This is a genomic window from Burkholderia sp. AU16741 (assembly GCF_002223345.1).
GTDB classification, from domain to species: Bacteria; Pseudomonadota; Gammaproteobacteria; order Burkholderiales; family Burkholderiaceae; genus Burkholderia; species Burkholderia sola.
This window is the reverse complement of the sequence record NZ_NKEZ01000008.1, coordinates 597,024-622,934: the sequence shown is the minus strand read 5'-3', so window position 1 is coordinate 622,934 and position 25,911 is coordinate 597,024. Positions and strand designations below refer to the sequence as shown.

Here is a 25,911-nt window from a genome sequence, read left to right as displayed (position 1 = left end):
CATGACCGCCACCCCCGTCAAGAGCGTGTGCCCGTACTGCGGCGTCGGCTGCGGGATGGTGTTGCACGTCGAGGACGGCGAAGTCGTCAAGGTGTCCGGCGACGCCGACCATCCGACCAACTTCGGGCGGCTGTGCACGAAGGGTTCGTCCGCGCACGTCGCGCTGCGCCGCTCGGGGCGGCTCGACCGTGCGTTCGTGCGGCGCGCCCGCGAGGACGACCTCGTGCCGCTGCCGGCGCGCGACGCGATCGCCGAGACCGCGCGGCGGCTGCGCGCGGTGCTCGATACGCACGGGCCCGATGCGCTGTCGTTCTACGTGTCGGGGCAGATGTCGATCGAGGCGCAATACCTCGTCAACAAGCTCGCGAAGGGCTTCGTCGGCACCAACAACATCGAGTCGAACTCGCGCCTGTGCATGGCGAGCGCGAGCACCGGCTACAAGCAGTCGCTCGGCGCGGACGGGCCGCCCGGGTCGTACCAGGATTTCGATCGCGCGAACCTGTTCTTCGTGATCGGCGCGAACATGGCCGACTGTCATCCGATCCTGTTCCTGCGGATGATGGATCGCGTGAAGGCCGGCGCGAAGCTGATCGTCGTCGATCCGCGCCGCACCGGCACCGCCGACAAGGCCGACCTGTTCCTGCAGATTCGGCCGGGCACCGATCTCGCGCTGACCAACGGGCTGCTGCACCTGCTGCACGCGAACGGGCGCACCGATGCCGCGTTCATCGATACGTACACCGAAGGCTGGGACGCGATGCCCGCGTTCCTTGCCGACTACACGCCCGAGCGCGTCGCGGAGATCACGGGGCTGGCCGAAGCCGACCTCCGCACGGCCGCGCAATGGATCGGCGACGCACAGGAATGGATGAGCTGCTGGACGATGGGGCTCAACCAGAGCACGCACGGCGTATGGAACACCAACGCGATCTGCAATCTGCATCTCGCGACCGGCGCGATCTGCCGCCCGGGCAGCGGGCCGTTCTCGCTGACCGGCCAGCCGAACGCGATGGGCGGACGCGAGATGGGCTACATGGGGCCGGGGTTGCCGGGCCAGCGCTCGGTGGCATCCGACGACGATCGCCGCTTCGTCGAGAACCTGTGGCGCGTGCCGGCCGGCACGCTGCGCAAGGACACCGGCAACGGCACGGTCGACCTGTTCGAGCGGATGGCGGCCGGGGACATCAAGGCGTGCTGGATCGTCTGCACGAACCCGGTCGCGACCGTGCCGAACCGGCGCAACGTGATCGCCGGGCTGCAAGCCGCGGAACTCGTGATCGCGCAGGACGCATTCCTCGACACCGAGACCAACCGCTACGCGGACATCCTGCTGCCCGGCGCGCTGTGGGCCGAGGGCGACGGCGTGATGATCAATTCCGAGCGCAACATGACGCTGATGCGCGCGGCGGTCGCGCCGCCCGGCGATGCGCTGCCCGACTGGCGCATCATCGCGGAAGTCGCGCGCGCGATGGGTTTCGGCGATGCATTCGACTATGCGTCGGCGGCCGACGTGTTCGACGAGATCGTGCGTTTCTCGAATCCGGCGACCGGCTACGACCTGCGCGGCGCGAGCCACGCGGCGCTGCGCGACGGGCCCGTGCAATGGCCGGTCGCGCCGGGCGCCGCGCGCGAGCGGCACCCGATCCGCTACCTGAACGACGGCGTGAGCCAGCCGCCGCGCACGGCAGCCGACGGCGGCGACGCGCCGCGCATCGCGTTCCCGACGCCGTCGGGCAAGGCGCGCTTTTTCGCGCGGCCGCACGTCGATCCGGCCGAGCTGCCCGACGACACGTTCCCGATCGTGCTGAACACCGGGCGGCTGCAGCATCAGTGGCACACGATGACGAAGACGGGCAAGGTCGCGATGCTGAACAAGCTCAACCCGCGCCCGTTCGTCGAGCTGCACCCGGACGATGCGAGCGCGCTCGGCATCGCCGCGAAGGACAGCGTCGAGATTCGTTCGGCGCGCGGCCGCGCGGTGTTGCCGGCCGTCGTGACGGACCGCGTGCGGCGCGGCAACTGCTTCGCGCCGATGCACTGGAACGACGTGTACGGCGACGACCTGTGCATCAACGCGGTGACGAACGACGCGATCGACGCGGAATCGCAGCAACCCGAACTGAAATACTGCGCGGTCGCGCTCACGCGCGTCGAAGCCGATGCATTCGCGCACGCCGACGACGACACCGCGCAACCCGATGCAGGCGCCGACGATGCGCGGCCCGCGCCGGCGACGGTGCAGGCCACTGCTTCACAGGAACCCGACATGGCAGACATCGACACTTTCGCGGCCGCGCTGGGCGTCGCCGATTTCGCGCCGCCGCCGCTGACCGACACCGAGCGGCTGTACGTGGCCGGCCTCGTCAGCGGGCTGAAGGCGAGCGCCGGCCGTCGCGACGGCGGCGTGCCCGTGCTGCCGGCCGGCGCGCCGTTGACGCCGCCCGTGCGGTTCTGGCTCGACGGCATGCTCGCGGGGCTGTTCAGCCGCTCGCTGCCCGCGCACGCCGCCGAGCGTGCCGCGCCGGCGCTGCCGGCCGACGCCGCCGCGGCCGGCGGCGTGCGCATCGTGCGCCCGCGCCCGAAGGTCACGTTGTTGTGGGCGTCGCAGACCGGCAACATCGAATCGTTGACCGAGGATTACGCGACGAAGCTGATGAACGCGGGCTTCGAGATCCGCACCGCGTGCATGTCCGACTATCCGGTTGCATCGCTGGCCGGTGCGCAATACGTGCTGCTGATGACGAGCACGTTCGGCGACGGCGATGCACCCGACAACGGCAGCGAGTTCTGGGACGCGTTGCAGGCCGGCAGCGCCGCACGCCTCGACGGCGTGCATTTCGCGGTGCTCGCGTTCGGCGACCGCAACTACGACCAGTTCTGCGGCCACGGCCGCCGGCTCGACGCGCGGCTCGCGGAGCTCGGCGCGGCGCGCCTCTGTGCGCGCGTCGATTGCGACGTCGAATTCCAGCACGATGCCGATCAGTGGCTCGAGCGCGTCGTCGCGCGGATCAAGGAGGCCGATGCCGCGCTGCACGCGGTGCCGTCCGGCGGGATGAGCCCGTCGGGGCTGCTGCCGACGAAAGCGCATCCGGCGCCGTCGAAGCTCGTCGCGAACCTGCGGCTGAACCGGCCGGGCGCCGCGAAGGACACGCGCTACGTATCGCTGTCGACCCAGGACGCGAACCTCGAATACGAAACCGGCGACGCGCTCGGCGTGTGGCCGACCAACTGTCCGGAGCTGGTCGACGAGCTGCTGTCCGTCACCGCGCTGAAGGCCGATGCGCCCGTGTCGGTGCCGGGCGTCGGCGATATCCGGCTCGGCGACGCGCTCGCGCGCCACTTCGACATCACGCGCCCGCATCCGGACACGCTGGCCTTCATCGCGTCGCGCAGCGCGAACGGCGCGCTGAAGTCGCTGCTCGGCGACGATCGCAAGGCCGACCTCAAGCAATGGTTGTGGGGGCAACAACTGGCGGACGTGCTGCACGAATACCCGGTCGAGCTGTCGGGCGCGGAGCTGGTCGGCATGCTCAAGCGCCTGCAGCCGCGCCTCTATTCGATCGCGTCGAGCCCGAGCGCGCACGCGGGCGAGATTCACCTGACCGTGTCGGCCGTGCGTTATCACAACGGGCGGCGCGCGCGCAAAGGCGTCGCGTCGACGTTCCTCGCCGATCGCGCGGACGACGGCCGCGTGCCCGTGTTCGTGCAGAAGTCCGCGCATTTCCGGCCGCCGGTGAACGGCGACGTGCCGATCGTGATGGTCGGCCCGGGCACCGGCGTCGCGCCGTTCCGCGGCTTCCTGCACGAGCGGCAGGCGCGCGGCGCGCGCGGGCGCAACTGGCTGTTCTTCGGCGAGCAGCACGCGCAGACCGACTTCTACTACGGCGACGAACTGAGCGCGATGCGCGACAGCGGGTTCCTCACGCGGCTCGATCTCGCGTTCTCGCGCGATCAGGCCGACAAGGTCTACGTGCAGGACCGGATGCGCGAGCAGGGCGCCGAGCTGTTCGCATGGCTGGAGGAAGGCGCGCACTTCTACGTGTGCGGCGACGCCGCGCGCATGGCGAAGGACGTCGATACGGCGCTGAAGGCGGTCGTCGCCGAGCACGGCGGCATGTCGGACGAAGCCGCGAACGACTACGTCGCGCGGCTTTCGAAGGCGCGGCGGTACATGCGCGACGTGTATTGAGCGTGCGAGCGGCGCACGGTTGTCCGCCAGTTTCGCTGGCAGGTCGACTGCAGGCGCTCCCGTGCGTGCGCCTGCTGGGCGCGCATGAACGCTTCGAGCGGAAACGCCAGCCGCTCGGGCGCGTCGGAACCGCATCGGCCGCTCGCTGCAGCAATGGGTCCGGCGGCGCATGATGTCGGCTCCCCAACGAAGCCATGGAGTCGCGTGATGACCGTCTTCCCGCATTTTCCGATTCGAACGTTCGCGATTGCCGCCGCGTTGGCGGTCGCCGCGGTTTCCAGCGCACCGGCGATCGGCCAGACGTCGACGGCGCCGGCAGGTTCGGCCGCTGCGACGCCCGACAACGCGGTGCTGCTGACCGTATTCCTGAAGCACGACCAGTCGCGCCCGCTTGCCGAGCTGAATGCGCAACTCGCGAAGCAGGGGTTCTACAAGGCGTTTCCGCCGCCGGGCGTCGAGGTGGTGAGCTGGACCGTGACGATGGGAATCGGGCAGATCGTCGTGCTGCGGCTGCCGGCGTCGCGGTTGCGCGAGGTCAACCGCGTGCTCGAGGATACGGCCTGGGGCGCGTACCGGACGGAGTTCTACCCGACCTATGACTACAAGGCGATCGGGTTGGGGGAGCATGAGCGCGCGAAGTGACGCGCGGCAGCGAATTTCCATACGCGTGGTGCGCCGGGAGAGGCGCACCGAATCGACCCGCCGCCATTCCGAAACGTGCCGGGCCGTCGCGTTTCCGTCCTCGCCGGCCGGGCTCGGCGCGGCAGATTCCTCCCAAATGCATCGCAAGTCATTCATCTGATGAAAAAACCACCGCGGTTCCCGGTATGATGCGCACCTTGCGCGTGTCCGCCGCACGCATTTTGATGCGAGGTGGGCACGCGACCGGCCACGGACGCGCGGCAAACGTGCCACAAAACCGCACAATGCCCGTGTGAAAGATTTTGTAATATAAGTTCCTTATACTCGTAAGTTCTGATCCCGGCGCCCCAGCCTTCCCGATGGCCGGCCGCCCGAGGAGAACAACGAGATTTTTGTCGCCGCCCGGCCAATCCGCGCCGCGACACGCTATGCACCACCACTGAACACGTTATGTCTTCCCGCCACCCTGGTTCGCCCGGCCGTGCCGAGGCGGTGATCGCCCGTGCCCGGGCGCTGATCCGCCATGAGCGCGTGCTGTCGCCGCTGCTCGCGCTCGGCATCGGCCTGCTGCTGATCGTGGTTTTCCAGCATCTGTCGGAATCCGTCGACTACCGGTCGGTGATCCGCCAATTGCGTTACATGTCCGCCGGCGAATGGGGCGCGTCGCTGGCCGCGACGGCCCTCAGCTATCTCGCGCTCGTCGCCCGCGATGCGGTCGGCCTGCGCTATGTCGCGGCCAAGGTGCCGCGCGTCGCGCTGTGGATCGGCGCGATTGCCGGTTCCGCGCTCGGCAACGCGACCGGCTTCGGCGCGTTGACGGGCGGGGCGGTGCGCGCTCGCGTGTACGGCGTGTCGGGCGTCACGCCCGCCCAGATCGGCCGGATGACGGTGTTCACGAGCGGCACGCTGGCGCTCGCGATGGTGTTGATGACCGCGGTCGGCATGGTCTGCGTGCCGGAGGCGCTCGCCGCGATGTTGCACGTCGCGCCCGGCGTGCTCACGTGGACGGGCGCGGCACTGCTCGTCGCGCTCGCGGCGCTGGTCGTGCTGTGCGGCAATACCGCGCGCCCGGTCGTCACGCGTTTCAAATGGCTGTCGTTCGACGTGCCGGCGCGGCGCGATCTCGTCGCGCAGGTCTTCTATGCGGTGCTCGACGTCGTCGCCGCGGGCCTGACGCTGTGGGTATTGCTGCCGGCGGCGCCGGTCGGCTTCCCGACCTTCATCACCGTCTACGCGGCCGCCTTGCTGCTCGGGATGATCGGCCATACGCCGGGCGGGATCGGCGTGTTCGAAGCGGCGATGGTTTTCACGCTCGGTCGCGAAGTGCCCGCGCACGCGATGGTCGCCGCGCTGATCGCGTATCGCGCGATCTACTTCGGCGTGCCGCTCGTGCTGTCGGCCGGCCTGCTGGCCGGCTTCGAGGGCCGCGCGCTGCGGCGCCGGCTCGTGACGCGGCAGGCCGTGCGCGTGTCGCAACTGGCGCCGGTGTTCCTGAGCCTCGTGACGTTCGCGGTCGGCGGGATGCTGGTGATCTCGAGCGCGACGCCCGCGTTCTGGCATCGCATCGCGATCCTGCGCCACATCGTGCCGCTGTGGGTGCTCGAAGGTTCGCAGGTGATCTGCAGCGTGCTCGGCGTCGCGCTGCTGTTCGTCGCGCGCGGGCTGCTGCGCCGGCTCGACGGCGCGTGGTGGATGACGTTCGCCTTGACGCTCGCGAGCCTCGCGCTGTCGCTGGCCAAGGGCCTCGCGTTCGTCGAGGCAGGCGTGCTCGGCACGCTGCTCGTGCTGCTGCTCGTCAGCCGCCGCCGGTTCAACCGTCATTCGTCGCTGCTCGCCGAGCGCTTCACCGTCAGCTGGTTCGTGTCGGTGGCGATGGTGCTGATGCTGGCCGTGTGGGTGCTGTTCTTCGCGTTCCGCGACGTGCCTTATACGCGCGATCTGTGGTCGCATTTCTCGTTCGATGCGCGCGCGCCGCGTGCGCTGCGCGCGACGCTCGCCGCCGGCGTGTTCGTCGCGCTGTTCGCGCTGTGGCAATTGCTGCGCCCGGCGCCCGGGCGTTTCGTGAAGCCCGCCGAGCAGGACCTGATCGACGCGGAGCAGATCATCCGCGCGCAGGAATGCAGCGACGCGGGCCTCGCGCTGATGGGCGACAAGTCGTTCCTGTTTTCCGAATCGCGCCGCGCGTTCCTGATGTACGCGAAGAACGGCCGCACGTGGGCCGCGCTGCACGACCCGGTCGGCCCGCGTGAAGAGTGGCCGGCGCTGATCAGCAAGTTCATCGCGCTCGCGCACGCGCACAGCGGCCGCGCCGCGTTCTACCAGGTGCGCGCGAATGCGTTGCCGCTGTATCTCGACGCGGGGCTCACGCTGATGAAGCTGGGCGAGGAAGCGCACATCGCGCTCGACCAGTTCGACCTGAAGGGATCGAACCGTTCGCACCTGCGCTACGCGCTGCGCCGCGGCGACAAGGATGCGTTGACGGTCGAGGTCATCGCGCCGGGCGACGTGCAGGCCGCGCTGCCGGCGTTGCGCGACATCTCCGACGGCTGGCTCGACAGCCGCGATGCGCGCGAGAAGAGTTTCTCGGTGGCTGCGTTCCACGACGGCTATCTGTCGACGCAGTCGGTGATGCTGGTGCGGCAGGCCGACAAGCCGATCGCGTTCGTCACGTTCATGACGACCGACCTCAACACCGAGGCGACGGTCGGCGTGATGCGCCATCTGCCGGACGCGTCGCCGTACGCGATGGAGTATCTGTTTACGCAGCTCGCGCTGCATCTGAAGAAAGCGGGGTTCCGCAAGCTGAGCCTGGGCATCGCGCCGTTCTCGGGGATGGGCGCGGCGAAGATGCCGTCGCCGTTCCACCGGCTCGGCCTGATGGTCTGGCGCTTCGGCGGCCGCTTCTACAACTTCCGCGGCTTGCGCGCTTTCAAGAGCAAGTTCGAACCGCACTGGGAGCCGCGTTATCTCGCGGCCTCGGGCTCGGTCGGCGTGTTCGTCACGCTCGCGGATCTGTCATTGCTGGCTGGAGGTCGGCGTTCATGATGTCGAAGAAGGGAATCGCGCGGGCGGTAGCCGCCTGCGCGGGAATGATGCTGGCCGGCGCCGCGTGCGCCGCGCAGCCGGCCACGGTGAAAGCCGAAACCGTATCGGGCGGCCGCTATGGGCCCGTGACCGTGACCAAGCCGAGCGGGCCGCTGCGCGGTTTCGTCGTGCTGTTCTCGCGCGAGGCCGGCTGGCATGCCGCCGATCAGCAGGCGGCCGACGCGCTCGCGAAAGCCGGTGCGATGACGGTCGGCGTCGATTCCGGGCGTTACGCGGCGAATCTCGCCGCGAAGCAGGAGGCCTGCCACCACCTCGACGGCGACGCCGAGGCGGTCAGCCATCAGCTCGAACGTCTTGCGCAGTCGTCGCGCTATTTCACGCCGATCGTCGCGGGTGTGGGCCAGGGCGGCGCGATCGCGAAGCAGATCCTGTCGATGGCGCCGGAGAACACGATCGCCGGCGTCGTCGCGGTCGGCCCGGCCACGAAGCTCGATCCGCGCTTCAAGCCGTGCCCGCCCGACCCGACGATCGTGCGCCGCGCGATGCCGGGTTTCGTCGAAACGGCTGCCGCGGGCGACACCGAGAAGCTCGTCTCGCTCGTCACGTCGCACTTGCGCGACACCAGCAGCAGCGACGAGCTCGACGTGTCGGACCTGCCGCTCGTCGAGCTGCCGGCCAAGGGCGGCAGCGACCGGCTCGCGATCGTGATCTCGGGCGACGGCGGCTGGCGCGATCTCGACAAGACGATCGCCGAAGCGCTGCAGCGCGACGGCGTATCGGTGGTCGGCATCGACGCGCTGCGTTACTTCTGGAGCGAGAAGCCGCCCGCGCAGGTGAGCCGCGATCTGGCCCGCGTGATGCGCACCTACATGGCGCGCTGGCATGCGAGCCGCGTGGCGCTGGTCGGCTACTCGTTCGGCGCCGACGTGATGCCGTTCGCGTACAACCGGCTGCCGGCCGACCTGCGCGACAAGGTCGCGGTGATGTCGCTGCTCGGCTTCGCGCCGTCGGCCGATTTCCAGATCCGCGTGACGGGCTGGCTCGGCATGCCCGCGAGCGACAGTGCGCTGAAGGTCGCGCCGGAAATCGCGAAGGTGCCGCCGTCGCTCGTGCAGTGCTTCTATGGCGCGGAAGAGAAGGAAACGATGTGCCCGGCGCTCGCGAACACGGGCGCCGACGTGATCAGGACGCAGGGAGATCACCACTTCGGCCGCGATTACATCGCGTTGGAGAAGAAGATCCTCGGCGGGTTCGGCAAGCCGGCGGCGGCGCGCTGAACGCCGGTGGCGCCCGCGTGACGGCGGGCGCCGGCCGGTTTGCTTCCGGTTCATCGTACGGGCGGCCAGCGAGCCGCCCGTTTCATTTTCCGGGCTGCGCTGCCGCGTCCTGCGGCGGCATGGTCGTTCTCGCATCGCGCTGATAGAAGCCCGGAAACCGGTCGAGCTGCCGCCGTGCGGCCGCGAGATCGGTGTCGTCGCCGAGCACCGCGCTCGAAAATCCCGTGCGTTCCATCAACAGCAACTGGTCGACCAGGACGTCGCCGGTCGCGCGCAAGTCGCCGGCGAAGCCGTAGCGCTTGCGCAGCAGGTAGGCCTGGCTGTAGGCGCGGCCGTCGGTGAACGACGGAAACTGCAGGTCGATGCGCTCGGCCTGCGCGATGCGCGCGGCGAGCGGCGGCAGTTCCTCGTCGTTGCCGATCGTCAGCGTCGTCGTGCCGTGCCGCTCGGTGTCGTCGGCATGTTCGGCCGGCGTCAGCAGCCGGATGCGTTCGTTTGCGTTCGCGGTCTCGTGGTTCATGCGGGTTCTTCCTGATGACGCGCGGCGTTCGCGGCGGCCTTGAACGGCTCCGCGCCGACGCGGCGCACCGTGTCGATGAATCGTTCGCAGCGGCCGTTCGCGTCGATGCGCACGTCGAGATACGCATGGACGAGCGCGTCGACGACATCGACGATTTCGTCCGCCGAAAACGACGGGCCGATCACCTTGCCCGGCCGCGCGGGGCCGCTCGCGATCGAGCCGTCCGACCCGCCGAGCGTGACCTGGTACCACTCCGCGCCGTCCTTGTCGACGCCGAGGATGCCGAGGTGGCCGCTGTGATGATGGCCGCACGAGTTGATGCAGCCGCTGATGTGCAGGTCGATGTCGCCGATGTCGTGCAGCAGGTCGAGATCGTCGAAGCGCTCGGCGATCGCGTCGGCGACCGGAATCGAGCGGGCGTTCGCGAGCGCGCAGAAATCGCCGCCCGGGCACGCGATCATGTCGGTCAGCAGCCCGACGTTCGCGCTCGCGAGGCCGATCGCGCGCGCGTTTTCCCACAGCAGGAACAGGTCGTCGACGTGTACCCACGGCAGCACGACGTTCTGCGTGTGCGTGACGCGCGCCTCGCCGGCCGAGAAGCGGTCGGCGAGATCGGCGAGCGCATCGAGCTGGTCCGGCGATGCGTCGCCGGGCGCCTGCAGGCGGCGCTTGAACGACAGCGTGACGATGCGCAGCGCCGGGTCGCGATGATCGGCGACATTGCGGGCGAGCCAGCGGGCGAACGCCGGATGACGGCTCGCCTGCGCGGACAAGCGTGCGTTCGCGTCCGCGAGGTCGAGCGTGCGCGGTTTCAACCGCGGCGGGACGAACGACGCGGCGACGCGATCGAATTCGGCCTGCGGGATCGTGTGCGGGCCGCCGTCGTGGACGACGATCTGGCGGAACTCCTCCTCGACGTCGTCGATGTAGCGCTGCCCTTCGGTCTTCACGAGGATCTTGATCCGCGCCTTGTACTTGTTGTCGCGCCGCCCGTAGCGGTTGTACACGCGGACGATCGCCTCGATGTAGTTCATCACGTGCTGCCACGGCAGGAATGCGCGCAGCAGCGTCGCGATCGTCGGCGTGCGGCCCATCCCGCCGCCCACGCTCACGCGAAAGCCGAGTGCGCCAGCTTCGTCGCGCACGAGCTTCAGCCCGACGTCGTGCCAGTCGGTCGCCGCGCGGTCTGCGGTCGCGCCCGTGAGCGCGATCTTGAACTTGCGCGGCAGGAACGCGAATTCGGGGTGCAGCGTCGTCCACTGGCGCATCACTTCGGCGAACGGGCGCGGATCGGCGATCTCGTCCGGCGCGACGCCCGCGCGTTCGTCGCACGAAATGTTGCGGATGCAGTTGCCGCTCGTCTGGATGCCGTGCATGTCCACGGTCGCGAGCAGGTCCATCACGTCGGCGGCCTTCGCAAGCGGAATCCAGTTGAATTGGACATTGGTGCGCGTCGTGAAGTGCGCGGTGCGGGTCGGCAGGCGCAACGTGCCGAGCAACGCCTGCGCGTCGCACGCGGCGCGATAGGTGGGGTCGTCGGGGACGTCGTAGTCGCGCGCGATCCGCGCGAGCATGCGAAGCTGCGCGCTCGACAGCTCGCCGTACGGCACCGCGACGCGCAGCATCGGCGCGTGGCGCTGCACGTACCAGCCGTTCTGCAGGCGCAGCGGCCGGAACGCGTCCTCGCCGAGGGTGCCTTGCTGCCAGCGTTCCAGCTGGTCGCGGAACTGGGCGGCGCGGCTGTGCACGAGCGCCCGGTCGAAATCGGTATATCGATACATGACGTGATACGCGAGAGGCGCCACGGCGAACGGCGCGCGGCGCGGAAGGACGTTGCGACGGATGTCAGGCAACGGGAGACAGCGTAGGGAACGCGATGCGGCGGGACAAGCAGCAGATCGGAACGAAAAAGGCGTAGCAGATGACCGGCGGGGTGCCGGTGCGGGCCGGGCATGCGCGCATGCCCGTGCGCGCGGTCACGCGTCGACGACGAGCGTCGGATCGAGCGCGCGGATGCGCTGGTCGATGAAGTAGCCGCCGCCTTCCTGGTAGCGCAGGAACAGGCGGCCGCACGCGCGACAGCGGCTGACGGTGCAGCGGTTGTACGGGAAATGGCGCGGCGCGATCGGCGCGTCGTCCGACGCGTAGCGCGTGCCGGCCGGATGATATTCCGAGTAGGTCGGCTCGGGTTCGCCCGGCGGGATGAGCGTGGCCACTTCGATCAGTTGGGTGTCCGGCAGCGACAGCGGCAGGGTCGTCCAGCCGGCGAGCGAGGTCTTCGTGCACGTGCACGACTGCGGGATGTGTGCCGCTTCGGCCGTCAGTTTCAGCAGCGCGTCGTGATCGAGGTAAGGCAATTGGCTCATGGGCAATCGGGAAAGGGCGGCGGGACCTGCAATGTAACCCGCGTACGGATCGGCTGCATGGCCGTGACGCGGCCGGCGCAGCGCGCCTTGCGCGATCAGCCTGCCTTGCGGACCGCCGGCTGCGCGATCAGTTCGCCGAGCACGCGGATCGCGCGCTCGATGTCGCGGCTCCACGGATGGCCGAAGTTCACGCGCACGCAGCGCTCGAAGCCGTGCGCGGCCGAAAACAGCGGGCCCGGCGCGAAGCTGATGCCGCGTGCGATCGCCTCGCGATGCAGCGCCATCGCGTCGATCGCATCGGGAAACGCGAGCCACAGGAAATAGCCGCCGTCGGGCCGCACCCATTCGACGCCGGCCGGCAGCCAGCGCCGCAGCGCGTCGTCCATTCGGTCGAGCTGCGTGTGCAGCGCGCCGCGCAGCTTGCGCAGGTGCCGGTCGTAGCCGCCGTGTTCGAGATAGTTCGCGATGCCGGCCTGCGCGGGAATGCTGGCCGACAGCGTCGTCATCAGCTTGAGCCGCTGCACCTTCTCCGCGAACCGGCCCGCGGCGGCCCAGCCGATCCGGTAGCCGGGCGCGAGCGTTTTCGAGAACGAACTGCAGTGCATCACGAGGCCGTGGCGGTCGAACGCGCGCGCGGGCAGCGGATAGTCGGGGCCGAAATGCAGTTCGCCGTACACGTCGTCCTCGATCAGCGGCACGTTGCGCGCCGCGAGCAATTCGACGAGCGCGCGCTTTTTTTCGGCGGTCAGCGTCACGCCGGTCGGATTCTGGAAATTGGTCATGAACCAGCACGCGCGAATGTCGTGCCGGTCGAGCGCATTCGCGAGCGCATCGAGATCGAGGCCCGTGCGCGGATCGACGGGAATCTCGACCGCGCGCAAATCGAGCCGCTCGATTGCCTGCAGCGCGGCATAGAAGCCCGGTGCTTCGACGGCGACGACGTCGCCGGGCCGCGTCACCGCCATCAGGCACAGGTTCAGTGCCTCGAGTGCGCCGTTCGTGACGACGATTTCGTCGATCGGCTGCGAGATGCCGGTCGCGAGATAGCGCCGCGCGATCTGCTGGCGCAGCGCCTCGTTGCCGGGCGGCAGGTCGACGACCGTGCTCCACGGGCTCACGAGCCGCGTGGCCTGCGCGAGCGACTTCGCCAGGCGCGGCAGCGGAAACAGCTGCGGCGCCGGGAACGCGGAGCCGAGCGGCACGATGCCGGGTTGCGTGGCCGCATCGAGCACGGAGAACACGAGGCTGCTGATGTCGACCTTGCGCGTGGCGCCGGCGCGGCTCGCGCGGCGTTGCGTCGCCGGGCTCGCGGCCGGCTGGGCGCCCGGTGCGACGTAGTAGCCCGAGCGTTCGCGCGCACGGATCAGCCCCCACTGTTCGAGCAGGTAGTACGCGCGAAACACCGTCGACTGGCTCACGCCATGTTGCGCGATGATCTGCCGCAGCGACGGCAGGCGCGTGCCGACGGCAAGGTTGCCGTTGCGGATGTCGTCGGCGATCGTATGGGCGAGGGTTTCGTAGCGTTTCATCGGCGTGGGCGGAGCGCGTCGTCGCCGGCGCGGGCGAAGCGGCGCCGCGCCGGCGGGCGGCGCTCATTGTCCGATGCGCGGCCCGAAAAGGAAAGGCGCGGGTGTTGCGGCCGCGCCGTCCCGCTGCGTCAGGCCGCGTTCGGCTCGACGATCGGCCCGCTGCCGCCGTGCGGCGACGGCTACGGCACGGCGCACCTTGCCGACCACGCGCACGCACGGCACGCCGCCCGCGGCGAACGGCGCCACGAACGAGCCTGTCGTGATCGACGGCATCACGCCGGTGAAGGTCGTGAAGAAGATGTCCGCGAGATGGCCCGCGAAGTTCTGGATCCCGCCGCGCGATGCGACGTGCGCGTGCGTCGGCGTGCCCCCGACGCGGGCCCGGTAATTGGGGTGCGTTCGGCCGCGAGGCCCGCGAATATGCGCGATGTGCGGCTTGTTCCGATTGCGTGCCCCTGCGTTTTATGGTCTCGTTGCGGGATATCGCATCGACTCAAAAAAGGACAGTCGGATGCAGGCGGGCGAGTCACGCGGGGTCCGGTTGATCAGGGGAATCGGCGCAAGTGCGCGCGCCCGCGGCGCCGTGCGCATGCTGCTCGTCATATCGATGCTGGGCGGGCTCGCCTCCGTTTTGCCGGCCTTCGCCGCCTCTCCCGAAACCGTCAACGACAACGTGCTGCGCGTGCTGGCCTGGCCCGGCTACGCGGATAGCGACATCGTCAGCGCATTCGAGACGCAGTTTCATGTGCGCGTCGAAGTGACGCTGGTCGATTCCGACGAAGCGCTGTGGACGCGGATGCACAGCGCGTCGCCGCCGCCGTACGACGTGCTGGCCGCGAACACGGCCGAGATCCAGCGCTATGCGCATGAACGCCTGCTCGCCCCGATCGACCTGTCGCGCATCCCGAACCGGCGGCGGCAATTGCCGAATTTCCAGCAACTCGCGACGATCGGCGGCCTCGTGCAGGACGGCGCGTTCTATGCGATTCCGTTCACGTATTCGTCGATGGGGCTGATCTACGACCGCAAGCAGGTGCCGGCCGCGCCGCGCTCGATGCGCGAATTGTGGAATCCGCGCTATCGCGGCAAGGTGCTCGACTTCAACAGCGCGCAGCACAATTTCTCGTTCACGGCGCTGGCGCTCGGCTATCCCGATCCGTTCCGCCTGTCGCCCGCGCAAACGCTTGCCGTGGCCCGCAAGCTGATCGACCTGCGCCGCAACCTGCTGACGTACTACACGCTGCCCGAGGAAGCGACCGCGCTGTTCGTCCAGCATCGGGCGGCGCTGATGTTCGGCAACTACGGCACGCAGCAGGTCGAGCAATTGCGTCGCGCCGGCGCCGACGTCGGCTACGTGATCCCGGACGAAGGCGCGCTCGCCTGGCTCGATTGCTGGGCCGTCACGCGCGGCGCGCGACGGCCCGAGCTTGCATTCGCGTGGATCAACTACATGCTCGAACCGGCGATCGGCACGCTGCTGACCGAGCGTCAGGGGCTGGCGAACACCCTTGAGCCGTCGCGCGGCCTGGATACCGGGCGCCGGCATCTCGTGTGGCTTCAGCCGGTGGAGGACATCGCGCGCCGCGAGTCGCTGTGGAGCCGCATCGTGTCGGGCGATCGGCCGGAGCGGTTCGCCAAATGATCCGGCTCGGGCTCACGTCGAAGCTGTCGGTGCTGTTCGCGTGCATCGGCGTGATCGCGTCCGGCACGACCGGCTACTACGCGTATCGGGCCAACCGCGCGATGCTGGCGCAGGAGGCGCAGCACAGTCTGCTGATGTCGACGCAACTGCTCGGGCAGCGCTTCACCAACGCGCTCGCCGACGTTGCCGACGACGCGCTCGTGCTCGCGCAGTTGCCGTCGTCCGCGGCCGTCGCGGGCGGCGACAATCCGGACAACACGCGACGCATGCGGCTCGAGCAGGTGTATTACAGCTTCATGAGAAATCATGCGGAATACTTGCAGATCCGCCTGATCGCGAGCGGGCACTTCGGGATCGAACGCATTCGCGTCGATCGCGATGCGCGCGGCATCGTCGTGCTGCCCGAAAGCGCGTTTCAGGAGAAAGGGCAGTTTTCCTACGTATTCGACACGCTCGCGACGGCGCCCGGTCATATCTACCTGTCACCGATCGTGATCAATCACGAGACGGGATCGCATGCGGCGGAAGGGCTGCCGATCCTGCGCGTCGGGACGCCGGTGGTCGACGCGTCGGGCCAGACGGTTGGCGCGCTCGTCGTCGACGTCGAACTCTCTCGGGTGTTCGCCCGGATCGAGCGCGATCTGCCGGACGACTATGCGGTCTATCTCGCGAACCAGTGGGGCGATTTTCTCGTCCATCCCGATCCGGAACAGACATTCGGTTTCGATCGCGGCCGGCGCGTGCTGATGCAGGACCGTTTTGCCGTCACGCGCGCGCTGTTCGACAGCAGGCGTACGAACGTGACGTTCAACGGGCTCGCGCAGCCCGATCAGGCGCCGGGCCAGATGTTCGCGTTCGTGCGTACGCCGTTCGGGCACGACGAGGGCAGCCGCTTCGTCGTGCTCGGGATGGCCCGCCCGCTGGCCGACGTACTCGCGCCGGACGGCATGCTGGGAGAACGGATCGTCAGGATGGTGCTCGTGTCGAGCGTGCTGGCGGTGATTCTCGCGATCCTGTTCGCGCGTGCGATCACGCGGCCGTTGCAGGCGCTCGCGCGCGCGGCGACGCACGTGTTCGACGATTCGGCCACCGAACGGCTGCCGGTCGCGCGGGCCGACGAGATCGGCGTGCTCGCGCGTTGTTTCGACAGCATGCGCGTCGAGATCCGCTCGCAGATGGCGATGCTGCGCGCGAAGCAGCAGGAGCTCACGCATCTCGCCGGTCATGACCCGCTGACCGGCCTGCCGAACCGCCTGCTGTTCATGGAGCATCTCGATGCGGCGATCCGCCATGCGGCCGCGGTGCGCGAGGGGCTGGCGGTGATGTTCGTCGATCTCGACCGCTTCAAGCAGATCAACGACCAGCACGGGCACTCGGCCGGCGACCGCACGCTCGTCGCGGTCGCGAAGCGGCTGAGCCAGGTGCTGCGCGGCGACGACATGGCTGCACGGCTCGGCGGCGACGAATTCGTCGTGCTGATTTCCGACGTGGGTTCGCCGGCCGTGATCGGCGATGTCGCGACGCGCATCCAGATCGTGATGGCCGAGGAGCTGGAGTTCGACGAAGGGCGCATGGCTGTCGGCGCGAGCATCGGCGTCAGCGAATTTCCCGCGGATGGCGCATCGGCCGAGGAGCTGCTCGTCAAGGCCGACGCGGCGATGTACGCGGCGAAGGCATCCGCGCAGTACGTGTGCGTACGCTATCAGGACCTGGTCCGCGGCGGCGCGCCGGACGAGACCGGCCGCCCCGCGTCTGGCGGCAACCGCTGACGGCGCGGCGAAACGCGACGAGCCCGTCGCGGGACGGGCTCGTCTTGCATGCGGGCTGCACGCGCGAGGCGCGCAGCGGCACGCTTAGTGGCCGAAGTAGACCGAGTCGCGCGGGCTGTGTGCTGCCCGGCCGACCGGTGCGCCGCCCTCGACGGTCGCGGCCGGTTGCGCACCGAAGCCGCTGTTGTCGATGCCGTGCACGCGGGCTTGCGCGGCCTCGATGTCGGCCGGGTAGTGCGGGCTCGCCTGGCTGGGCTTGTAGCCGGCCTGTTCGAGCTGGACCAGTTCGTTGCGCACTTGGGCGCGGGTCACGGTGCTTTGCGCGAATGCGCCGAACGACGCGGACAGGGCAACGGCTGCAACGACTGCGGAAACGAGCGATTTCATGATGACCTCCGATGTTTATTGGCTTTCCGCGTTCGACACCATGTCGTCAGCGGTTGAATACATCGTAGGCGTCGGCTCACCTAGGGTAAACGTGAGTTTGAGCGAAAGATCGTTGCGTTACGGGTAATAATGCGGAGGCAAATACGATCCGTCCCCATGCTGTATTGCCGGGATGGCGGGCAATGGCGGAAGAGTATGGGAGCATCGCGCGCGGGCGGCGGCAAGCCCCGCCGGCGAACGACGACGGGGCGAATACCCCGCGCAGGGATTACAGGGCTACAACGCTGGCGAATCAAACCCCGTCGTCGTCGATTTCCTTGCGCTCGCGGCGTTCCTCGTTGCCACGCCGCGCGCGCAGGCGCTGGCGCGACAGGACGGCGATCACCTGCTGGGTCGGCGCGCCGGACGGCAGTTCGTTGCGGATGCGGTCGGGCACCATCGGCAGGCCCGCGCGCTGCCGGCGCAGCGCCTTCGCGATTGCGCGGCGGCATTCGTCGCCGTGGCAATCCCATTCATCGCGGATTCTCTGACAGTAACGGCATTGTTCCATCCGAATAGTCTAACGCGTCTTCTGGAATGGAGCAGGGCATGGCGCCGGACGGGCGACGCGCCGGCCGACGGCGCCAGGTATGGGCGATGGCGGACTGAATCGGACTGCGAATCGAGCGAAGCGGAACCGTTCTCCGACACCACGGTTTCCCGTCCTTGTCCATACGGATTCCGTGCACGCGGACGGGGCCGCCGCGCGTCATCGGAGCGACCAGATACCCCAGATCGCGATCAACAGGCCGAGGCCCAATCCACAGCCCAGCAACACATAGGTTTCCATTTCGAGCCTCTAAAGACATTGTCCGCCGTAGCGCTACGCCGGTCTGCGAATACTACGCGTCGCAGCTTTCAGAACCCATGCGCAATCCCGCTCGCGCCCGATGCATGACCGCCGAACCGGTTCAATATAATTCAAGGGAATTGACCGCCTCATGCGCGGCGTACATATCCCCGAACGAGGAAATCCGATGACGCTTGCCCAGTTGCAGGCCCTGGCCGCCGTGGTCGAACTCGGCTCGCTGACCGCCGCGGCAGACCGGCTCAGCCGCAGCCAATCCGCGATCAGTCACGCGCTGACGGAGCTGGAGGACATCACGCAGGTCAAGCTGCTCTGGCGCGACCGGCAGCCGGTCGTCCTGACGGCGGCCGGCGAACGCCTGTGGCCGTATGTCCAGAGCGTGGTGCGCGAAGCGCAACTGCTGCGCCAGCAGTTCAGCCTGTCGCGCGGCAAGCTCGAGGGGAGGCTGGTGGTCGCATCGCTGCCGAGCGTGTCCCTGGCGTTCGTCGTTCCCGCGCTCGAGGCGTTGAAGGAGATGCACCCGGGCGTCTCGGCGGTGCTGCTCGAAGGCACGGACGGTGAAGTCGAAGCGTGGATCGACGACGGGACGGCCGACGTCGGCGTGGTGGCCGGCACCAAGACATTCGCGCACAACCTGCCGCTGCTCGACGAGGATTTCGTCGCGGTCGTGGCGGACGACCTGTTCGCGGGCCGCAAGAGCGTGTCGGCCAGGCAACTGGCCGCGGCGCCGTTCATTTTCTCGAAGGCGGGGTGCGGGCCCGTGATCGCGGATTACTTCGCACGCGGCGGCGTGCCGCTTCGCGCCGCGTTCAACGTCGTCGAGATGCGCACGATCCTGTCGATGGCGGAGGCCGGCATGGGCGTGTCGATCGTGCCGCGCATCACGCTGACGTACACGCCGTTCGGCGGGCGCGTGCTGGCGCTGTCGCCACGGCTGCATCGCTCCGTGCGATTGGCGTGGAATACCGCCGGCAATGCGGTTGCCGATGAGTTCGTGCGGCTCGTCGACGCGCGACGCGCGAAGGCGGAAAAGACGGCCCGGACGCGCGCGAAAAAGGGCAAATAGCGACCGGCAGACACGATGCACCGCGCTCATTAACCACTTGCAACTTATTCATGCCGACGATGGCCGAGATGCAATACATTGTTCGGACCTCGTTGTCATTGCCCTGAAGGAGCGTGCCATGCCGGCCTTGGCTACCCTGTTTGCGTTCGGACTCGTGTCGCTCGGCATGGCGCTGACGCCCGGACCGAACATGATCTATCTGGTTTCGCGCTCGATCTGCCAGGGCCGCCGCGCGGGCCTTGTGTCGCTCGGCGGTGTCGCGCTGGGATTCGTGTTCTACATGGTGTGCGCGGCAGTGGGCATCACCGCGCTGCTGCTGACCGTGCCGTATGCGTACGATGCGCTGCGCGTGGCCGGCGCGGTGTATCTGGCGTACCTCGCGTGGCAGGCGCTGAAGCCGGGCGGGCGCTCCGCGTTCCAGGTCCGGCAGTTGCCGCACGACAGCCGCGTCAGATTGTTCGCGATGGGCTTCGTCACGAATCTCGCGAACCCGAAGATCGCGGTGATGTATCTGTCGTTGCTGCCGCAGTTCATCGAGCCGGGGCACGGCAGCGTGCTCGTGCAATCGCTGGCGCTCGGCTGCGTGCAGATCGCGGTGAGCGTCGGCGTCAACGCGCTGATCGCATGCGCGGCCGGTTCGATCGCGGGTTTTCTCGCGGGGCGGCCGCTCTGGGCCGCGGTTCAGCGCGGGTTGATGGGGACGGTGCTGGCCGGGCTGGCCGTGCGGATCGCGCTGGAATCGCGCAGCTAGCGCGCGTCGGTCGGCGGTTCCGAGAAGCGTCGGCAGCGATCCGGCCTTGCGCCGACGGCATCTGGCATCGTCATCCGTGGCAATTGCCCTTCGCTTCCTTGACGATCGGCACGGGCTCGGTCTTGTCACGATGCCGTCCGCGCGTCGCGAGCCAGCACAGGATCGAGCCGCCGCACACCATCGACACGCCTTGCCAGAATGCCGCCGACAGCGGCGCGCGCAGCAGCGTGGCGGCGAGTGCGGCGGCGAGCACCGGCGTGAAGTACGATGCGCCGACGATGACCGTCACGTTGCCGTGCATGATGCCGGTGTTCCAGGCCGCATAGCCGAAGCCGAGTGCCGACGCCGCCAGCACGAGATACGCGAGCGCGCGCCAACTGAACGTCATGCCGCCGCCGCCTTCGATCGCGAACTTGATCCAGAGCACCACGGCAACCAGCATGAAGAACGGCGTCACGCCATTCTTGCCGTCGGCGATGCGCGCGGTCACCGTGCAGTAGCCGGCCCAGATCAGCGCGCCGAAGAACGCCAGGCCGTAGCTCAGCGGATTGTCCGCGACGTTGCGCAGCATGCCGGCCGGGTCGAGCCCCCGGTCGCCGCCGAGCACTCGCCAGATGCCGAGCATCGACAGCAGCACGCCGGGTACGACCAGCCGGTTCGCGCGCTGCTTGTTGAACACGATGGCCGCGACGAGCGTCAGGCTCGGCCACAGATAGTTGACCATCGCGACTTCGATCGCTTGTCGAGCGTCGCTCGCATAGCCGATCGACAACGCCAGGCACAGCTCGTACGACACGAACAGCAGCCCGCCCCACAGCAGGTAGTTTTTCGGGAATCGGCTCAGGTCGGGGAAGCCGATCGAAAACAGCAGAAGCACGGACGCCACCGTATAGATCAGCGCCGCGCCGCCGGTCGCGCCGAGGCTTTCGCTGACTCCGCGCACGAGCGCGACCACCGACGCCCACAACAGCACCGCGCAGAGTCCGGCGAGCGTTGCGTTGTTCTTGCGTTTCATGCTTGCTGCCTGTTTCAACATGCTGATTCGATTTCGAATGATTCGGAGCGGCTCGCGCGTGCCGTCATCGCGAGCGGCGATACAAGGCGGAGATTTCGCCGGAAGCGCGCATTTTACGGGGGCGCAGCGGTCGCGGCGATTCAGCCGGACCGACGTGTCCGATCGATTCGGTCGCGCGAGCCGATCACGCGCCGTCGATACGCCACGGTGCGCGGATTTCCGACAGCCCGCGTCCGATCGCGTCGAGCCTCGCGTTTCGGGTCGGGCCCAGCGTCGTGACAAGGAGAAAACCGGCTGCCTCGATCGACAGATCGATCAGCGGCCAGCCGCCGGCTGCATCGCGAATTCCAAGTCGTCGTTCGCGTGGATCGACGTCGATGTCGCCATGCGCTTGCCGCAGCATATTCGCGATGGCGTCGAATGCGTCGGCCGTGGGGGGCGTGTGAATGCGGTATTCGAAACTCATCTGCATGGGCCGGAGTGCGACGCGGGCAGTCCAACCCGCGCCGCCCCTTCCGTCCGTCGACGGCCGCGCATCGGACGCCCGCCGCAGCGGGCGCCCGATGCGTCGATCACCGCTCGCGCCGCTTCTTGCTGAGCTCGATCGTCTCGAACAGCTCGTATTGCGCGGTCGGGTGCTGGTCGGCGCCCGGCGCGTGGTAGTAGCGCATCGTGATCGTCGTATGACCGCCCGGCTTGCCCGGATCGTGATCGAACACCGCGATCCCGTAGCCGGTGCCCGTATCGCGGCGCGCGGACCAGATCGCATCCTCGAGCGCATCGGCCGGCTGGCGCACGAACGTGTTCGGCGCTGTGCCCGGCACCGGCCGGTTCGGCTTCGTGAACACCTTCGCCTGCGCAAAGCCGGTCGACGGGTTTTCGCCGTACACGTCGAGCGGCGCGCTGGTGCCGCCGCCGCCGAGGATCAGGTGGATCGTGCCGTGGCTCGTGTCGAACGTCGTGCGGTCCGGGTCGTTCGAGCCGACCGGGCGCGGCTGCAGCGTTTCGACCACCTCGCCGGTTTTCGCATCGACGCCCGCGCGGTGATTGCAACCGCGCACCGGGTAGCTGCGCTCGTAGTCGTGATCGTGGCCGCACAGCACGAGGTCGACGCCGTAACGGTCGAACAGCGGCAGCCACGCTTCGCGAATGCCCTTGTCCGACCCATTGCCCGTCTTCGACGAACTGAGCGCGTCCTGGTGCATCTGCACGACGATCCAGTCGATGTCGTCGTCATGCGCGGCATGACGCAGCGTGCGTTCGAGCCAGCGCGTCTGCTCGCCGTTGCTGTAGCCGCGCACGTAGAACGACGTGCCGGGCTCGATCGGCGGGCGGCCGGTGCTCGCGGCCGGCACGAGCGGCGCCGGACCGCCGACGAACGCGGCGGCATCCTGGTAGACGACGTCGTCGGCGTCGAGCGACACGAACAGCACGGAGCTCACGCGGAAGCTGTACCAGCGGCCCGGGAAGCGCGTGCCGTTTTCCGGCAGCGTATAGCGTGCGAGGTACGAGTCGAGCCCTTGCGGGCCGTTGTTGAATTCGATCTCGTGATTGCCGGGGCAGGGCATCCACGGACGATTCGCGGCCGACGTCTGGTTGTTGTTGCCGAAATCGCGCCACACCTCGGGCTGGTGCGCGGGGTTCAGGTTCGCGTAGCAGAGGTCGCCGTTCAGCAGGTGAAACAGCGGCTGGAACTGCTCGACGGCCTGCACCGCGAAGCGGCTCTGCGGCGACGACAGCACCCACGCGCCGTTCGGCGTCGCGAGATCGCCGTAGCTCGTGAAACGGAACGGCGCCCGGCCGCGCGGCGCGGTCGAAAAATTCGCCGAGAACGGCTGTGCGGCGTTGCTGTCGTTGTCGGCCGTGATCTCGTAGCGGTAGCGCGTATCGGGCTTCAGCCCGTGCACGCGGGCGTGATACGCGAACACGGTCTCGCCGTTCAGGCCGTCGGTGTACAGGCGCTGGACGCCGTGCACGGTGCGCGCGGGCTCGCCGTCGGCGACGATGCGCGCGCGCGGATTGACGGCTGGGGCGAGCGACACCCACGAGATCACGACTTCGGACGTCGGGTCGTTGCCCCACGTCAGGTGAACCTGTTCGGGCGTGCCGTCCGCATTCGACGCGGCGGCGCGGGCGGCCGCGAGCCCGCCGGCGGCGGTCGCGAGGCCGGAGACGCCCGCGAGTTTCAGGAAGCCGCGACGCGACACGGAGGCGGCCGGCTCGTTCGGCTGATCGGGGGAAGTGTCCTGGTTCGACATGATCGGTGTGTTCGTTGATGGGGCGCGAGAGGGGAACCGCGCGGCCATGCGCGGGCACGGCCGGGGCGTGGGCCGGAAACGAGCGGGATCCCGGTCGCATGCATTGTTGAAGGGCAGTTTTGCCGCGTTGTGACAGTTCCGCAACCGTGCGCGCGCGGCGGCCGATACGTACGATCGCGCGTCACGCACCTTCGGTCGGCATCGGCGCCGGGCGGCCTCCCGAAAAATTATTCGCCGATGTCGCGACGGATTTCTCCGGCCCGCGCCGTTTAACGCATGAACGATCGCTTCCGGTCGATGCCGTTATTTCGGAGTCTTTCATGAAACTTTCTATTCCATTGCGATGGGCTGCCGGTTGCCTGGCGGCGCTCGCGACCTCCGCCGCATTCGCGCAGGCCGTCATCGTCGCGCCTTACGCACCGCCGCCGCCGCGCGTCGAAGTGATGCCGGCGCCCCGTGCGGGCTACGTCTGGGATCAGGGCCACTGGCATTGGCGGCACGGCCGATACGTGTGGATTCCGGGCCACTGGCGTGTCGTGCGGGTCGGTTACCACTGGGTGCCCGGACACTGGTCCGCGCGCGGGCCTGCCTGGCGCTGGGTGCCGGGCCACTGGGCGTGACGTGCACGCCGCCGCGCGTCGAAGCGATGCCGCGCAGCGGATTCTTCATGCAACATCATGAGCCGAAGCGATGCCCGTTCGAACCATCGTGATACTGGCGGCCGCAGCCATCGTGCTGGCCGGCTGCGTCGTGGTGCCGGCCCGTCCGGTGTATTACCGGCCCGCGCCGGTCGTCGTATATTGAGCGCGCCGGCCGACGGCCGCGCGGCCGGCAGACAGGATCGACATGCGGCGCGAACCGGATATCGATGAAACCGGCACGGCCGATACCGTGTGCGACGCCGGGCGCGACGCGCGCGGCGATGCCGGACCATCGGAACCGTCGGCATGGCGCCGTCCGGCGACGGCCCGACGCATGCAAGGAGAGCACGACGATGAGCTTCAGCCGGGCGGCGGGTCCCTCTGCCGCGACAGGGCGGCGCCCGCGCGCCGTGCGACGGAGCAGGCGGCGTTGAACGATCGCGGCGACCGCGATCCGGACGCGGAACTCGTCGCGCGCGTCGGCGCGCGCGATGCATCGGCGGTACGCGTGCTCGTCGCGCGCAAGCTGCCGCGGCTGCTCGCATTGGCGACGCGCATGCTCGGCGACCGGAACGAAGCCGAGGACGTCGCGCAGGAGACGTTCTTGCGAATCTGGAACCAGGCGCCGCGCTGGCGCGAAGGCGAGGCCCGCTTCGACACGTGGCTGCATCGCGTCGTGCTGAACCTGTGCTACGACCGGTTGCGCGGCCGCCGCGAGGAGCCCGTCGATACGCTGCCCGACGTGCCCGACACGCAGCCGGAGCCGGCCATGCATGCGGAACTGCGTTCGCGCGACGCGCGCGTGCGGCAGGCGCTGGCCGCGTTGCCGCCGAGGCAGCGGGAAGCGCTGGTGCTCCAGTACTATCAGGAAATGTCGAACGTGGAAGCGGCCAACCTGATGGGCATTACCGTCGATGCGCTGGAAAGCCTGCTCGCCCGTGCGCGGCGCAACCTGCGCGCGCAACTGGCCGGCGACCCACCTAGCGAGGACAAGCGATGACACCCGAACGATTTCGTACCATCGTCGCCGCGTACGGCTCGGATGCGCGGCGCTGGCCGCAAGCCGAACGCGCGGCGGCCGAAGCGTGGGCGCACGCGCATCCGCGCGACGCGCTGGAAGCGCTCGACGAGGCCGCCGAGCTCGATGCATGGCTGATGCAGGACACGGTCGCGCCGCCCGCGCCGGCGCTGGTCGAACGTATCGTCGCGACGGCGCCGCCGCAACGCGCGCGCCGCCGCGGCCGCGTGTGGTGGTCGGGCGCCGCGTTCGCCGGCGTCGGGCTGGCCGGCGCGCTCGCCGGTGCGGTGGTCGTGTCGATGCTGATGCTCGGCAGCGCGCCGATCGCGCAACACGAACCGGGCTACCTGACGACCACGTTCGGCGGCCCGAGCATCGACGGAGCCGACGAATGACCGAACGCGGCTGGAAATTCACCCTCGTCGGCTCGGTCGTGCTGAACGTGTTCATGCTCGGCGCAATCGGCGGCGGCGCGTATCAATGGTTCTCGACCCATCGCGACCTGCATGCGGCCGGCGCACCCGCATCGCGCACCGCGCTGCGTTTCGCCGCGGACGAATTGCCCGATGCGCGGCAGCGCGAGTTCGCCGCCGCGTTAAAGGCGGCGCGCAAGAGCGGCCGCGATTTCGCGCGGGAAGGGCGCGACGGCCGGATTACCGTGCTCGATCTGCTCGCCGCGCCGCAACTCGATCGCGCGGCGATCGATGCGGCGCTCGACCGCACGCGCGCGGCCGACACCGCGATGCGGGCGCAGGTCGAGCGCAGCGTCGTCGATTTCGCGGCGACGCTGACGCCCGACGAGCGCATGAAGTTCGTCGACGGGTTGCAGCACAGCGGGAACTGGCGTCTGCCGCCGAGGCTGCAGAAGAAGCCGGACGCATCGGCGAGCCAGTAAATCGAGTAAACCGCGCGAGCGGCGCGCGATCCGCGTGTTGCTCGCGCGTCATGC

The 25,911-nt window shown here is 68.8% G+C and carries 21 protein-coding genes and 1 pseudogene; 12 read left to right on the top strand and 10 right to left on the bottom strand.

Going from position 1 to position 25,911, the window contains the following annotated elements:
* Position 1: 1 nt before the first annotated feature.
* The 4 genes from CFB89_RS23290 (at position 2) to CFB89_RS23270 (ending at position 9,153) form a co-directional block, all read left to right on the top strand.
* Positions 2 to 4,189, top strand: a complete 4,188-nt coding sequence (locus CFB89_RS23290) for a bifunctional nitrate reductase/sulfite reductase flavoprotein subunit alpha (RefSeq protein WP_089469923.1) — start codon at positions 2 to 4, stop codon at positions 4,187 to 4,189.
* Between the two features lie 207 nt (positions 4,190 to 4,396).
* Positions 4,397 to 4,831 carry a hypothetical protein gene (locus CFB89_RS23285; protein WP_089469922.1) on the top strand — a complete coding sequence of 145 codons (435 nt, stop codon included), beginning with the start codon at positions 4,397 to 4,399 and terminating at the stop codon, positions 4,829 to 4,831.
* A 450-nt stretch (positions 4,832 to 5,281) separates the two neighbouring features.
* Positions 5,282 to 7,876 (top strand): bifunctional lysylphosphatidylglycerol flippase/synthetase MprF, encoded by a 2,595-nt coding sequence (gene mprF / locus CFB89_RS23275; protein WP_089469921.1) that lies wholly within the window; start codon positions 5,282 to 5,284, stop codon positions 7,874 to 7,876.
* On the top strand, positions 7,873 to 9,153 hold the full coding sequence (locus CFB89_RS23270; RefSeq protein ID WP_089469920.1) for a virulence factor family protein: 1,281 nt from the start codon (positions 7,873 to 7,875) through the stop codon (positions 9,151 to 9,153). Before mprF ends, CFB89_RS23270 begins: the two co-directional genes overlap by 4 nt.
* A gap of 82 nt (positions 9,154 to 9,235) precedes the next feature.
* Here CFB89_RS23270 and CFB89_RS23265 read toward each other — a convergent pair whose 3' ends face one another.
* The 5 genes and pseudogenes from CFB89_RS23265 to CFB89_RS35685 all read right to left on the bottom strand — a co-directional run.
* On the bottom strand, positions 9,236 to 9,673 hold the full coding sequence (locus tag CFB89_RS23265) for a DUF934 domain-containing protein (RefSeq protein ID WP_089469919.1): 438 nt from the start codon (positions 9,671 to 9,673) through the stop codon (positions 9,236 to 9,238).
* Complete coding sequence (locus CFB89_RS23260) at positions 9,670 to 11,454, bottom strand: nitrite/sulfite reductase (RefSeq protein ID WP_089470580.1); 1,785 nt, start codon at positions 11,452 to 11,454, stop codon at positions 9,670 to 9,672. The genes CFB89_RS23265 and CFB89_RS23260 overlap by 4 nt, the downstream gene beginning before the upstream one ends.
* Before the next feature lie 195 nt (positions 11,455 to 11,649).
* Positions 11,650 to 12,039: a hypothetical protein gene (locus CFB89_RS23255; protein ID WP_089469918.1), complete on the bottom strand. Its 390-nt coding sequence runs from the start codon at positions 12,037 to 12,039 to the stop codon at positions 11,650 to 11,652.
* Between the two features lie 95 nt (positions 12,040 to 12,134).
* Positions 12,135 to 13,568, bottom strand: coding sequence for a PLP-dependent aminotransferase family protein (locus CFB89_RS23250; RefSeq protein WP_089469917.1), 1,434 nt, complete (start codon positions 13,566 to 13,568; stop codon positions 12,135 to 12,137).
* A gap of 128 nt (positions 13,569 to 13,696) precedes the next feature.
* Positions 13,697 to 13,931, bottom strand: a pseudogene (locus tag CFB89_RS35685) (MFS transporter); the annotation flags it as partial.
* A gap of 148 nt (positions 13,932 to 14,079) precedes the next feature.
* On the opposite strand from CFB89_RS35685, the gene CFB89_RS23240 reads away from it, so the two are divergent.
* Both CFB89_RS23240 and CFB89_RS23235 read left to right on the top strand, forming a co-directional pair.
* Positions 14,080 to 15,210, top strand: a complete 1,131-nt coding sequence (locus CFB89_RS23240) for a PotD/PotF family extracellular solute-binding protein (RefSeq protein WP_089469916.1) — start codon at positions 14,080 to 14,082, stop codon at positions 15,208 to 15,210.
* Positions 15,207 to 16,979: a GGDEF domain-containing protein gene (locus tag CFB89_RS23235; RefSeq protein ID WP_089469915.1), complete on the top strand. Its 1,773-nt coding sequence runs from the start codon at positions 15,207 to 15,209 to the stop codon at positions 16,977 to 16,979. Before CFB89_RS23240 ends, CFB89_RS23235 begins: the two co-directional genes overlap by 4 nt.
* A gap of 84 nt (positions 16,980 to 17,063) precedes the next feature.
* Here CFB89_RS23235 and CFB89_RS23230 read toward each other — a convergent pair whose 3' ends face one another.
* Entirely contained in the window at positions 17,064 to 17,366 is a 303-nt protein-coding gene (locus CFB89_RS23230) for a DUF4148 domain-containing protein (RefSeq protein WP_089469914.1), read from the bottom strand.
* A 292-nt stretch (positions 17,367 to 17,658) separates the two neighbouring features.
* Positions 17,659 to 17,916 carry a hypothetical protein gene (locus CFB89_RS23225; protein WP_006478949.1) on the bottom strand — a complete coding sequence of 86 codons (258 nt, stop codon included), beginning with the start codon at positions 17,914 to 17,916 and terminating at the stop codon, positions 17,659 to 17,661.
* 466 nt (positions 17,917 to 18,382) lie between these two features.
* On the opposite strand from CFB89_RS23225, the gene CFB89_RS23220 reads away from it, so the two are divergent.
* Together CFB89_RS23220 and CFB89_RS23215 are read left to right on the top strand one after the other, a co-directional pair.
* Positions 18,383 to 19,279 carry a LysR family transcriptional regulator gene (locus tag CFB89_RS23220; RefSeq protein WP_089469913.1) on the top strand — a complete coding sequence of 299 codons (897 nt, stop codon included), beginning with the start codon at positions 18,383 to 18,385 and terminating at the stop codon, positions 19,277 to 19,279.
* A gap of 118 nt (positions 19,280 to 19,397) precedes the next feature.
* Positions 19,398 to 20,030 (top strand): LysE family translocator, encoded by a 633-nt coding sequence (locus CFB89_RS23215; RefSeq protein ID WP_089469912.1) that lies wholly within the window; start codon positions 19,398 to 19,400, stop codon positions 20,028 to 20,030.
* 70 nt (positions 20,031 to 20,100) lie between these two features.
* On the opposite strand, the gene yddG is transcribed toward CFB89_RS23215, so the two are convergent.
* The 3 genes from yddG to CFB89_RS23200 all read right to left on the bottom strand — a co-directional run bounded on the left by yddG (position 20,101) and on the right by CFB89_RS23200 (position 23,303).
* Positions 20,101 to 21,045: an aromatic amino acid DMT transporter YddG gene (yddG, locus tag CFB89_RS23210; protein ID WP_144030152.1), complete on the bottom strand. Its 945-nt coding sequence runs from the start codon at positions 21,043 to 21,045 to the stop codon at positions 20,101 to 20,103.
* A 184-nt stretch (positions 21,046 to 21,229) separates the two neighbouring features.
* Complete coding sequence (locus tag CFB89_RS23205) at positions 21,230 to 21,511, bottom strand: hypothetical protein (RefSeq protein ID WP_256979747.1); 282 nt, start codon at positions 21,509 to 21,511, stop codon at positions 21,230 to 21,232.
* Positions 21,512 to 21,617: 106 nt separating this feature from the next.
* Positions 21,618 to 23,303, bottom strand: coding sequence for a metallophosphoesterase family protein (locus tag CFB89_RS23200; protein WP_089469909.1), 1,686 nt, complete (start codon positions 23,301 to 23,303; stop codon positions 21,618 to 21,620).
* A 320-nt stretch (positions 23,304 to 23,623) separates the two neighbouring features.
* Here CFB89_RS23200 and CFB89_RS23190 point away from each other — a divergent pair, with 320 nt between their 5' ends.
* The 4 genes from CFB89_RS23190 to CFB89_RS23175 all read left to right on the top strand — a co-directional run bounded on the left by CFB89_RS23190 (position 23,624) and on the right by CFB89_RS23175 (position 25,857).
* Positions 23,624 to 23,923: a YXWGXW repeat-containing protein gene (locus tag CFB89_RS23190; protein WP_089469907.1), complete on the top strand. Its 300-nt coding sequence runs from the start codon at positions 23,624 to 23,626 to the stop codon at positions 23,921 to 23,923.
* Between the two features lie 226 nt (positions 23,924 to 24,149).
* Entirely contained in the window at positions 24,150 to 24,944 is a 795-nt protein-coding gene (locus tag CFB89_RS23185) for an RNA polymerase sigma factor (protein ID WP_089469906.1), read from the top strand.
* Positions 24,941 to 25,357 carry a hypothetical protein gene (locus tag CFB89_RS23180; RefSeq protein ID WP_089469905.1) on the top strand — a complete coding sequence of 139 codons (417 nt, stop codon included), beginning with the start codon at positions 24,941 to 24,943 and terminating at the stop codon, positions 25,355 to 25,357. The genes CFB89_RS23185 and CFB89_RS23180 overlap by 4 nt, the downstream gene beginning before the upstream one ends.
* Positions 25,354 to 25,857, top strand: a complete 504-nt coding sequence (locus tag CFB89_RS23175; protein WP_089469904.1) for a periplasmic heavy metal sensor — start codon at positions 25,354 to 25,356, stop codon at positions 25,855 to 25,857. The genes CFB89_RS23180 and CFB89_RS23175 overlap by 4 nt, the downstream gene beginning before the upstream one ends.
* The last annotated feature ends 54 nt before the right edge of the window (positions 25,858 to 25,911 follow it).

What these genes read in the sequence shown, in the direction of transcription:
- CFB89_RS23290 (WP_089469923.1), top strand. Translation starts at nt 2, where the DNA reads ATGACCGCCACCCCCGTCAAGAGCGTGTGCCCGTACTGCGGCGTCGGC.
- CFB89_RS23285 (WP_089469922.1), top strand. Translation starts at nt 4,397, where the DNA reads ATGACCGTCTTCCCGCATTTTCCGATTCGAACGTTCGCGATTGCCGCC.
- mprF (WP_089469921.1), top strand. Translation starts at nt 5,282, where the DNA reads ATGTCTTCCCGCCACCCTGGTTCGCCCGGCCGTGCCGAGGCGGTGATC.
- CFB89_RS23270 (WP_089469920.1), top strand. Translation starts at nt 7,873, where the DNA reads ATGATGTCGAAGAAGGGAATCGCGCGGGCGGTAGCCGCCTGCGCGGGA.
- CFB89_RS23265 (WP_089469919.1), bottom strand. Translation starts at nt 9,673, where the DNA reads ATGAACCACGAGACCGCGAACGCAAACGAACGCATCCGGCTGCTGACG.
- CFB89_RS23260 (WP_089470580.1), bottom strand. Translation starts at nt 11,454, where the DNA reads ATGTATCGATATACCGATTTCGACCGGGCGCTCGTGCACAGCCGCGCC.
- CFB89_RS23255 (WP_089469918.1), bottom strand. Translation starts at nt 12,039, where the DNA reads ATGAGCCAATTGCCTTACCTCGATCACGACGCGCTGCTGAAACTGACG.
- CFB89_RS23250 (WP_089469917.1), bottom strand. Translation starts at nt 13,568, where the DNA reads ATGAAACGCTACGAAACCCTCGCCCATACGATCGCCGACGACATCCGC.
- CFB89_RS23240 (WP_089469916.1), top strand. Translation starts at nt 14,080, where the DNA reads ATGCAGGCGGGCGAGTCACGCGGGGTCCGGTTGATCAGGGGAATCGGC.
- CFB89_RS23235 (WP_089469915.1), top strand. Translation starts at nt 15,207, where the DNA reads ATGATCCGGCTCGGGCTCACGTCGAAGCTGTCGGTGCTGTTCGCGTGC.
- CFB89_RS23230 (WP_089469914.1), bottom strand. Translation starts at nt 17,366, where the DNA reads ATGAAATCGCTCGTTTCCGCAGTCGTTGCAGCCGTTGCCCTGTCCGCG.
- CFB89_RS23225 (WP_006478949.1), bottom strand. Translation starts at nt 17,916, where the DNA reads ATGGAACAATGCCGTTACTGTCAGAGAATCCGCGATGAATGGGATTGC.
- CFB89_RS23220 (WP_089469913.1), top strand. Translation starts at nt 18,383, where the DNA reads ATGACGCTTGCCCAGTTGCAGGCCCTGGCCGCCGTGGTCGAACTCGGC.
- CFB89_RS23215 (WP_089469912.1), top strand. Translation starts at nt 19,398, where the DNA reads ATGCCGGCCTTGGCTACCCTGTTTGCGTTCGGACTCGTGTCGCTCGGC.
- yddG (WP_144030152.1), bottom strand. Translation starts at nt 21,045, where the DNA reads ATGAAACGCAAGAACAACGCAACGCTCGCCGGACTCTGCGCGGTGCTG.
- CFB89_RS23205 (WP_256979747.1), bottom strand. Translation starts at nt 21,511, where the DNA reads ATGAGTTTCGAATACCGCATTCACACGCCCCCCACGGCCGACGCATTC.
- CFB89_RS23200 (WP_089469909.1), bottom strand. Translation starts at nt 23,303, where the DNA reads ATGTCGAACCAGGACACTTCCCCCGATCAGCCGAACGAGCCGGCCGCC.
- CFB89_RS23190 (WP_089469907.1), top strand. Translation starts at nt 23,624, where the DNA reads ATGAAACTTTCTATTCCATTGCGATGGGCTGCCGGTTGCCTGGCGGCG.
- CFB89_RS23185 (WP_089469906.1), top strand. Translation starts at nt 24,150, where the DNA reads ATGCGGCGCGAACCGGATATCGATGAAACCGGCACGGCCGATACCGTG.
- CFB89_RS23180 (WP_089469905.1), top strand. Translation starts at nt 24,941, where the DNA reads ATGACACCCGAACGATTTCGTACCATCGTCGCCGCGTACGGCTCGGAT.
- CFB89_RS23175 (WP_089469904.1), top strand. Translation starts at nt 25,354, where the DNA reads ATGACCGAACGCGGCTGGAAATTCACCCTCGTCGGCTCGGTCGTGCTG.